General features: G+C 69.8%; 6 protein-coding genes. All 6 read right to left on the reverse strand.

Features of this window, described 5'->3' with window-relative positions:
- Positions 1 to 91: 91 nt before the first annotated feature.
- On the reverse strand, positions 92 to 715 hold the full coding sequence (locus N5K27_RS28435; RefSeq protein ID WP_087837653.1) for a peptidoglycan-binding protein: 624 nt from the start codon (positions 713 to 715) through the stop codon (positions 92 to 94).
- Between the two features lie 3 nt (positions 716 to 718).
- Positions 719 to 2,989, reverse strand: coding sequence for a type VI secretion system tip protein TssI/VgrG (tssI, locus tag N5K27_RS28440; protein ID WP_279820919.1), 2,271 nt, complete (start codon positions 2,987 to 2,989; stop codon positions 719 to 721).
- A gap of 5 nt (positions 2,990 to 2,994) precedes the next feature.
- Complete coding sequence (gene tssH / locus N5K27_RS28445) at positions 2,995 to 5,646, reverse strand: type VI secretion system ATPase TssH (RefSeq protein WP_165963018.1); 2,652 nt, start codon at positions 5,644 to 5,646, stop codon at positions 2,995 to 2,997.
- A complete protein-coding gene (gene tssG / locus N5K27_RS28450; protein WP_279820921.1) occupies positions 5,637 to 6,716 on the reverse strand; it encodes a type VI secretion system baseplate subunit TssG in 1,080 nt (359 codons plus the stop codon). The genes tssH and tssG overlap by 10 nt, the downstream gene beginning before the upstream one ends.
- Before the next feature lie 4 nt (positions 6,717 to 6,720).
- A complete protein-coding gene (tssF, locus tag N5K27_RS28455; protein WP_279820923.1) occupies positions 6,721 to 8,553 on the reverse strand; it encodes a type VI secretion system baseplate subunit TssF in 1,833 nt (610 codons plus the stop codon).
- 108 nt (positions 8,554 to 8,661) lie between these two features.
- Positions 8,662 to 10,324: MltA domain-containing protein (locus N5K27_RS28460; RefSeq protein WP_279820925.1), on the reverse strand; the 1,663-nt coding region annotated here is incomplete at its 5' end.

A 10,324-nucleotide genomic window follows, 5' to 3' on the forward strand; every position in this document is an offset into this window, starting at 1 on the left:
AGCGGGACCGGCTTCGCTGCGCTCGGCCCCCCCTGCCTGCCCCCTCCGCGTCAGACAAGACCGGATCAAGAACTCGATCCCATGCAATGTCCTACACATGGAGCTCTTCCAACTTGGCGCGCGTCGCATCATCCGGCTCGCCGGTCGCCTCCAATCCATACTGGCTCTGGAAACGCTTGAGCGCATCACGCGTGGCGTCGCCGATGCTCCCGCTCTCGCCGCCGCAATCGAACCCCAGGTTCTCCAGCCTGCGCTGCACGCCGGCGTTGTCGCTGACCGGACGCAGCGCGCCGATGGCGATGTCGTAGACCTCGGCGCCCTCGGACAGCGTCAACGTGGCGCTGCGCGTCTCGCCCGGGATGGGATGCTCCAGCTTGCCGTCGCCGTCGGTCACGCCGTGGATCACCTTGTCGCCGAAGACCAGGGTATAGGCTTCCTTGGCGCGCGGCTCGTCCAGCACCGTCAGCCGCAGCTTGAGCTTGGTGGGCTCGCCCTTGCGCGTGAACGTGTGGCGGGCGTCCACCGGCTTGCTGACCGACTTCGTCCCCTTGTCGGGAATGAAGATCTCGTCGCCCGGCACGAGCTGGTTGGGATCCTTGCGCTTGGCGCGCAGGCCGGCGTTGTTGCCGTGTTCCCAGATCGTCTTCCACAGGAATCCGTGGTCCTTGGCGATGCTGGCGATACTGTCGTTCTCTCCCACCGTGTAGTTGGGCATGGCTTACTCCCAGGCCGAATCGTCCAGGCCGGGGAAGCTGATCTCGCAGTTCCCCGGGTCGAGGCGCGCCACCCGGGCCACGCCTTCCTGGTCGGTGGAGCGGGTGGCGGTCTTGCCGTTGGGCAGCTTGAACTTCACGCGTTCGCCCGTCACGGGCTGGCCTTCCTCGTCCAGCAGCTGGACCTCGATGTAGTGCGTCTTGTCCTGGTTCTCTTCCGACGTCGGGTCGTGCGTCGGCTCGTCGCCGTCCCCGCCGCCCTTGAAGACCTGGCCAGGGTCGGCGCGCGTGGCCAGCGCGGCCTGCATCGCCTGCATGGGGGACACGAGCGAAGCCGCGCTGCCCGAGGCCGGGCCGCCGCCGCTGTTGATCATCACCATGGGCGCCTGGATGTAGATGCCGCCGGCCGAGATGTCGATGAAGCTGCCGCCGACCTTGAGCGACAGCTTGGCGCCGGCCTCCAGCACCACGTTCATGCCGGCCTTCAGGTAGTAGCTTTGCGAAACCGATTCGCTATGGCTCTTGAAGGACTCGCCCACGCCGCCGTCCACCTTCACCGACTGCGAGCCGGCGATGGCGACGGCCTGCATGCCGGTGATCTTCAGGTGATCGTCGCCGCCTATCTCGGCCACGCGGTCCTGCTTGATCTTTTCGTGGCGGTGGCGCTTGATCTCGTCCAGCCGGTCGCGTTCGACCACCAGGTGGTCGTCGTTGCCGATGGCGGTGCGGCGGTCGTTCCCCACGCGCAGGTCCATGTCTTTCTGGGCGTTCACGAACAGTTGTTCCTCGCCCTTCTTGTCCTCGAAGCGGATCTCGTTGAAGCCCTCGCCGCCCTTGCTGGACATGGTCTTGATGGTGGACTTGGTCTGTTCCGCGGGCAGCGCGTAGGGCGGCATGTTGTCGGCGTTGTAGACGCTGCCCACCACGATGGGCCGGTCCGGGTCGCCGTCCAGGAAATCGACGATGACCTCCTGGCCGATGCGCGGGATGAACATCGCGCCCCACTGCCTGCCGGCCCAGACCTGGGCCACGCGCAGCCAGCACGAGCTCTTCTCGTTGCGGTGGCTGCGGCGGTCCCAGAAGAAGTGGACCTTGATGCGGCCGTACTCGTCGGTGTAGATCTCTTCGCTCTTGGGGCCGGCGACCACGGCCGTCTGTGGTCCGTTCACGCGGGCGCGGGGCGTGCGCAGCGGCGCGCGGTACGTCACCCGGTGGGGAATCACCGACAGCCGGTTGCCATAGGTGCTGGCCCGCTCGCCGCCCAGGTCGCCCAGGTTGTTGGTGCCGCTGTGCTCCACCGACACGACCAGGTATTCCTCGTTCATGGCGTCGATGGGATGGTCTTCCAGCTCGAACACATAGCCCGGCGTCAGCGTGCGGACGTTGCTGGCGCCTTCCAGGGTCTCGTACTCGACTTCCTCGGCCTCGATCTCCACCCGGGTCAACTGGTCGCCGTCGGCCAGTTCGGCATAGCCGCCGGGATGGCGGTAGCGTTCGAACTCGGCGTTGTTGCCCACGCGTATCAGGGAATTGATCGAGACCCGCATATCGGTGCCGGGCTTGGTGAAGTCGTAGTCGTTGGACACGTAGCGGCCGGTGCGCGAGGCGAAGCGGCGCGACAGCCACGAGATGCCGTCGCGCTCTTCCAGCAGGATCTGCTGGTGGAAGGGCAGCGTGGCCGTCTCCAGCCTGGGGTTGTTGTCCCGGTTGTCGGTCAGCACCATGATCTCGGCGTCTTCCTCGTGGCGGAAGAAGTAATGGATGCCCGCCCTCTCCAGCAGCCGTGAGATGAAGTTGAAGGTGGTTTCCCGGTACTGGGTGCAATAGACCAGGTCCGGATAGTCCTCGGTCAGGTGCAGTTCGTAGTCCGAGAAGCTGAATTCCTTGAACAGGGCCTCGACGATCCGGGGGATGCTCTGGTTCTGGAAGATGCGCGAGTCCTCGTGCAACTGCAGGAACCAGAACCACGGCACCACGTCGCAGACGTAGCGGGTGCTGTGATTGTCGTCGTCGTTCTGGCGCGGTTCGCCGGCGCGTTCGAAGCTCGACACCCAGCCGGTCCAGTGGCGTTCGCCGTCCTCGGTGTAGACGCGCAGGGTCACGCGCTGGCCCAGCAGGGCGGACGGCTTGATGTCCTCCTGTTCCGAGGCCAGCGTCAGGTGGAAGCGGAAGGGTTCGGACAGCCTTTCGTGCCCCTCGAAGGATTCGACCAGCAACGCGTCCTCGCCCAGCGGCGTGGCCAGGTCGAACAGCCGTTCGGTGGTGGAGATGGCCATGGCCGTCAGCCGATGGTGTAGGCGAAGCCGCCGTCGGTCCCGATGCCGGCGCCGATGCGGGAGATCGGCTCGGCCGCGCCCATGCGGGCCAGCACGAGATCGGCCACCTCGGGCAACAGGGTGCCGGTCAGGATGTTGTCGATGTTGCGGGCGCCGGAGTCGACCTCGGTGCAGCGCTGCGCGATCGCGTCCACCAGCGCCTCGTCGTACTCGAACGCCGCCGCGTGATTGGCGCGTATGCGGCGGGCGATCTTGTCCAGCTTCAGCCGCACGATGCGCTTCATGTTCTCGTCGCGCAGCGGATAGTAGGGAACGAGCGCGCAGCGGCCCAGGAACGCGGGCTTGAAGGTTTCCTGCAGGTCGGGCCGCAGCAGCTCCAGCAGCTCGTCCACGGGCGGCCGGATGCGGCCGTTGTCGCTGGCCTGCATGATGAGGTCGGTGCCGGCGTTCGAGGTCAGGATGATCAGCGTGTTGCGGAAGTCGATCTCGCGCCCTTCGCCGTCTTCCATGTTGCCCTTGTCGAATACCTGGAAGAACAGCTCCAGCACGTCGGGGTGGGCTTTCTCGATCTCGTCCAGCAGCACGACGCTGTAGGGCCGCCGGCGGACCGCCTCGGTCAGGACGCCGCCCTCGCCGTAGCCCACGTAGCCCGGCGGCGAGCCTTTCAGGCTGGAGACGGTGTGCGCCTCCTGGTATTCGGACATGTTGATGGTGATCATGTTGCGCTCGCCGCCGTACAGGATGTCGGCCAGCGCGATGGCGGTCTCGGTCTTGCCCACGCCGCTGGTGCCCACCAGCAGGAACACGCCCTTGGGCTTGTTCGGGTCCTCCAGGTTCGCGCGCGAAGTGCGCACGCGCTGCGCGATGGCGCGCAGGGCATGGTCCTGGCCGATCACGCGTTCGGCCAGCAGCGTGTCCAGCCGGCGCACCGCGTCGATCTCGTCGGCCACCATGCGGCCCACCGGGATCCCTGTCCAGCCGGCGATCACTTCGGCCACCGCGTTGCCGTCCACCAGCGCGTGGACCATGGGCGCATCGCCTTGCGCGGCGCGCAGTTCGGCGCGCAGCCGGTCCAGTTCCTGCGCGGCGCCGGCGCGCTCGGGGGCGTCGGCCGGCAGGCCGGCCAGCGCATCCAGCCGGGTGCCGATCTCGGCCACCAGCTTGCGCTCTGCCGCCCATTTTTCCTTCAGGCGCTCCAGGGCGGACTGGACCTGTGCCGTGTCGGCCGCGATCTCCGCCAGGCGGCAGGCATGGTCCAGGCCCGTGGCGGCCTCCGACTCCAGTTGCGTGCGCTCGGTAGCCAGCGCCTCCAGCCTGCGCTGGGCGTCTTCCACCGCGGCCGGCGTGGCATGCTGGCCGACCGCGATCTTGGCGCAGGCCGTGTCCAGCACGCTGACGGCCTTGTCCGGCAACTGCCGCCCCGCCACGTAGCGCGACGACAGCTTCACGGCATCGGCCACGGCCTCGTCCAGGATGCGCACGCCGTGGTGCTTCGCCATGGCCGCCGCCACGCCGCGCAGCATGCCGACGGCCTTGGCGTCGGCGGGCTCCTCCACCTTGATCACCTGGAAGCGGCGGGTCAGCGCGGCGTCCTTCTCGAAGTATTTCTTGTATTCGCTCCACGTGGTGGCGGCGATGGTGCGCATCTCGCCCCGGGCCAGGGCCGGCTTGAGCAGGTTGGCCGCGTCGTTCTGGCCGGCCGCGCCGCCCGCGCCGATCAGCGTATGCGCCTCGTCGATGAACATGACGATGGGCTTGGGGCTGCGCTTGACCTCGTCGATCACGCCCTTGAGCCGGTTCTCGAATTCGCCCTTGACGCTGGCCCCCGCCTGCAGCAGGCCCAGGTCCAGCGACAGCAGCGTCACCCCGCGCAGCACGGGCGGCACGTCGTCGGCCACGATGCGGGCCGCCAGGCCCTCGACCACGGCGGTCTTGCCCACCCCCGGCTCGCCGGTCAGGATGGGGTTGTTCTGGCGCCGCCGCGACAGCACGTCCACCATCAGCCGTATTTCCTCGTCGCGGCCCAGCACCGGGTCCAGGTGGCCCTCGCGCGCCCGTTGCGTCAGGTCTATGCAGAAGCGGTCCAGGTTGGGCGTCGCGCTGGGCTTGCCGCCTGCGCCATCGGCCGCCGGCGCCTGGTCGGCCGGTGCGCCGGTGTCGCCCAGCGCCAGGGCGTCGCGCGCTTCCACCGACGCCGCGGCGATGGCGTGGAAGTTCTGCTGCAGCGATTCCAGGTTGATGCCCTGCAGCGACTTGATGGCGGGCGCCAGCAGGCGCCTGAGGTCGGCATCCGCCAGCAGCGCGATCAGCAGATGGCCGCTGCGTATCCTGGCCTCGCCGTATTCCACCGACGCGAACACCCAGGCGCGTTCCAGCAGCAGCGGCAGATGGGGCGACAGCGCCGGCGTGCGCGAGTTGCCGGTCTTGAAGGTATCCAGCGCGCGGTCCAGTTCCTTGCGCGCCTGGTCGGGGGGGACGTCGAACTGGCGCAGGATGCGCGTGACGTCCGTGTTCTCGGTCTCGAGCAGCTTGGACAGCAGGTGCTCGATCTCGACGTCGTAGTGGGTACGCGACAGGCACAGGCCGGCCGCTCCCTCCATGGCGCCCTTGCATACGCCGTTCAGGCGTCCCACCAAAGCCCGCAGGTTCACCGCCATGACTGGCCTCCCGTTGCGCTGAATTGAAATTCGCAGTCGTCCGCCGGCCGCGCGCTGCGCCGCCCGCCCAGCCAGGTGTTCCAGCCCAGGCGGGCGGCATCCGTGGCGGCGCCGCCCAGCCGCAGCGGCCTTACTTCGTCGGCGCGGACCGCCAGCCGGATGCGCAGGTCCAGCGCCAGCCCGGTCATGAACCGCGCCAGCTCCACCGTGCCGTCCAGCCAGCCCGCGCGCTTGTCCGGCGGTGGCAGCAACTGCTCGAAATGGCGGCGCCGCAGCGGTCCCACCCGCAGCCGCAGCGTGCTCTGCCGGTCCCAGAAGCGGCTGCCCAGCACGCATTGCCGCCCCAGCGTCGCGGCCTGCCGGCCCAGGCGCGTGCGGTCGCCGGCCGGCACCTCCTGCCAGGTGCCGACGCAGCTTTCCACCGCGACCGGCGCGCGCAGGTAGTCGCTCATGACCTGGGCCAGCGACCCGGCGCCGTGCGGCCGCTGCGACAGCAGGCCGGCGTAGTAGCCCAGCGCCGCGCCGGGCAGCGGGCGCCGCCGCGCCTGGGACCCTGCCGCGCGGCGCGGAAACAGGCTGCCGTAAAGATGGGGCGTGCCCATGCCGATCAGGTCGTAGACGTGCCGGTGCACGCCCGACTCGGCATCCGATTCCAGCGCGACCTCGGGGCGATGGCGGGCCCAGGCGCGCCAGAACAGTTCGATCAGCCGGTGGTTGAACAGGTCCAGGAAATCCTGCGCGGCCGGATCCCGCGCCTGGCGCAGGGCCATCAGCCACTCGGTGTAGTGGCGGGGCAGGACGCCCGATGGGCCGGCCAGGCCCATGAAGTTCACCCGCATCAGCTGCGGTCCGTCGGCGCCGGCCCACGCCGGCCGGTCGATGGAGGCGATCTCGTTCGGCGGGAAAAACAGGCCCAGCGTGGCGCCGAAGCGCAGGGCGTCCGGAGGGATCGCGCGCGTCCCCGCCGGCATGCCGGCGCCGCGCAGCAGCAGCCGCACGGCCTGGAAGAAGCCATATCGCTCCGGATGCGCTTGCAGCAGGGCCAGGTGGCTGTGGACGGGAGCGGCCATGGCGCTACACCAGGTGCTGGTTGCCCGAGCGCGGGGCGAAGGTGGCCATGGCGGCTTCGCGCTGCAAGGTGCGCACGGTCAGCCGGGTCCAGGAATTCGCCGTGCAGTACAGCCCGAAGAAACGGTCGAGCACGCAGGCCAGCAGGTAGACGCCCGAGCCCACGTACTGGTTTTCGTCGAAGGTCAGGGTGATGTCCGTGCCGCGCACGAAGGCCTGGCGCGGCGCCGCGCCCACGCGCGCGACCGAGGGCGCGCCGGCCACGTCCACGATGCCGGCGATCTGCTTGCGCAGGCTGGCCGAGTCGGTGAAGTTGTACAGGCTCAGTATCTCCAGCAGCGCTTCGCGTCCGCCCTCGACGATGGACAGATGGTTCAGCGCCAGGTGGGAGATCAGCCGCCACTGGTTGGCCAGGCGCATGGGCGCGCGCCAGGTGGCGGTGGGCTTCTTCAGCAGCCGCGCGCCGGACACGGCGCCGGCGTCCTCGAGTTGCAGATTGCTGTCCTCGCCGCCGAAGGGCAGGAGCGCCGGCAGGTCGCGGTTGGTGCAGGTCAGCATGATGGACAGCGTGTCCACCGACGGCACGCTGGGATCCATGTCCTTGTCGACCAGCGCGATGCGCATGTCCGTGCCCTCGTCCGACGGCTGCGACGAAGGGACCCGGCGGGCGATCCAGTAGGTACCGGGCTCCTGCTCCAGGCCGTGCGCCACCGAGAAGAAGGGCAGGAACTCCCGCACGTGCTCCTGCGACACGCCGCGGGTGTGCCGGCGCACGCCGTCCACCGAATAGACCTCGAGTCCCAGCGGACGCCGCACGTCGGGGATCACGGGATATTCGTGCAGCTCGTGCGTCAGCCGCACCGGTTCGGCCGGTTGCGAGAAAAGATTGACGATGGGCGTGCAATGCAGCCTGAAGGTATCGCGGCCCACCGTCTGCTCCAGCCGGCCCAGGCGTTCCTGGCGGCCGAAGGGCGCGAGCAAAAAGCGTATCTCGATGCCGCGGGCGAAGCGGCGCAGGTCCAGGCCGGCCAGGTCCACGAACAGGAACTTCTCCGGCAGGACGAAGTATTCCTGGATCAGCCGGTAGCCCAGGAACGAGCGGGGATCGTAGTCCAGCAGCCCTTCGCCCTCGCCGAAGCCCACCGGACGCAGGCAGGAGGCGGGCAGCTCCAGCGGCTCGGCCGCGGGCTGTCCCTCGGCCGCCGCGATCTGCACCCGGCTGGTACTGTTGAGCAGCAGTTCGTGCAGCGCATGCACCAGCGGGCTTTCGCCATCCAGGTAGAAGCGCAGCGTGTCGACGCCCAGCTGGGCGAAGCTGGCCTGGCCGCGGGTCTCCACGCGCACGCTGATGGTGGCGGCCGTCTCCGCGCCGCGCAGCGCGAAGGCCGAGCGTTCGATGGATTCACAGCGGGCGGCCGTGACCTCCAGCGGCCAGACCTCCACCGGCCAGGCATTGCGGTAGCGCACGGGCTCGCCCTGCACGGGGCGCGTCAACAGCGTGGTGCCGCGCTCGACGCGCTGCGCGCCGCTCAGCTCCGCGCCCGGCGCCAGCAGCAACTGGGCGATGGACATCGAAGGCACGGGCCGCAGGAAGTGCGGATACAGCACCGACAGGAAAGCCTCGGTGATCTGCGGGAAATCGTCGTCCAGCTTCTTGTGGATGCGCGAGGCGATGAAGGCGAAGGACTCGATCAGGCGTTCGACGTGAGGGTCTTCGTAGACATCGCCGTCCAGCAGCAGCCGCGCCGCGATCTTGGGATAGCGCGCGGCGAACTCCTTCGAGAGCTTGCGCAGATGCGTGAGCTCGTCTTCGTAGTAGGGAAGGAGTTCCTCGAGCATGGGCGGACGATCCGGCGCGTTGGAGCATGCAGTCTAGGAGGGGACGGCGGCCCCGGCCATTCGTCGAATGGCCTATTACTCGTGGCATCCGGCGGGTGCCGAGATGTCCTACTGCTCCACGCAGTTGTCCGGATCGGGAACCACGCATTCGGCCAGCACCGCCGGGCCGCCCAGCGAGCGCGTGCGCACCGCGGCCGTCATGGCCGCGGTCTGGAGATCGCGCGGCAGCAGCAGCCACATCCGGCCGGTTTCCTTCATGCGCGCGGCCCGGTCGCCGGCCGTGGGGCCGAAGCCCCAGAAGTAGTCGGCGCGCACCGTGCCGCGTATGGCGCCGCCGGTGTCCTGCGCGAACATCAGCCGGTTGACGGTGCCGGCCGCGGGAGAAGGGTCGCCGGTGGATACGAAGACCGGGTAGCCCAGGGGCGTGGTGCGCGGATCCACCGCGATGGAGCGGCCCGCCGTCAGCGGCACGCCCAGCGCGCCCAGCGGACCTTGCGGGCCATCGGGGATCAGCCGGAAGAAAACGTAGCTGGGGTCGGGGATGCCGGTTGCCTGCCCGGCCCCGCCCATGGCGGCGGGCGCGGCGGGGGACGCATCCGCGGGCGTGGCGGGCGCGGGGCTGGCGGCGGGCCGCGCCGGCGCCTTTCCGCCCAGCGCCGCGATGATGGCCGCCACGTCCGGATCGGGGGCCGCGGGCCGGCTGGCCGGCGAGGCGGCGGCAGAAGGCGTGGCCACGGGCATCGCGGCGGCAGGCGAGGGCGCGGCCGGGCGCGCCGGCGTCCCGTTGCCGCGCCCCTGCAAGGCGGCGATGATGCGCGCCACGTCGGGATCGCGCTGGATGGCCGGGGCGGCACGCGGGCTTGCCACCGGCTGCAAGGCCGACGAGGTGGCGGCGGCGCTGCCGCCTCCCAGCGTCAGGCCGCGAGTCTTGATCGCCGCGCCGACGGTGGCGGTGTCGGCGCTCGATGCCTGCGGCAGGAAAGGATGGCCGTTCTGCTCGCCATAGGCCACGCGCAGGGTTTCGCCGCTTGCCAGCCGGATCTTGCCGGAGCCCTGGATCTGCAGCGAATACAGCGCATAGGCATCGTTCACCCAGGCCAGCACCTGCGCGTCCAGCGCGCGCCGCTCGATGTCCTGGCGCGACCAGTACGGCACGATGCGGCTGCCCTCGACCCGCACGCGATAGCGTTTGTCGCGGATACCCGGCGTCAGTCCGCCCATGTCCACGTCGTACTGGCGCGCCCCGGGCGAGCCGGGGGCGGCGGGCGTCAGCCGGCGGTCGTCCAGCCGCAGCCACTGCCGCTTGCCCGCGGCCGCCACCTGCGCGTCCAGGAACAGCAGGTCGGCCGGCACGCCGTGGACGGGGTAGGGGTAGCGGGAACTGCGCGTGCGGCTGCCTTCCAGCAGCGGTTCGTAGTAGCCGGTGATGACGCCTTCGTCGCTCTGGTCCGGGTTCTGCATGGAATAGGCGTGGAAGCGCTGTTCGAAGAAGGCGCGGATGCCGCCATCGTCCGTGGCCGCGATGCGGCCGGCCGCCGCGCACAGCTCATCCCAGACCGGTTTCTTGCCCAGCGCCAGGCAGCTCTGGCGGAAGGCGCTCAGGCTCTCGCGCGCCGAGTCGGCCGACCAGCCGGGCAGGGCCGAGAACGGCACCGGCTCGAAGCGCGCGTACCGGGTGGAGAAAGGCGTGCCCAGGCCCTCTGGCTGCGGCTGCGCGGGCGCACCGCCGTCCGTGGCGGGAGGCGCGGCGGCTGCCGCGGGACGGGCGGCG

It is taken from the genome of Pigmentiphaga sp. GD03639 (genome assembly GCF_029845405.1).
GTDB lineage: Bacteria > Pseudomonadota > Gammaproteobacteria > Burkholderiales > Burkholderiaceae_B > Pigmentiphaga > Pigmentiphaga daeguensis.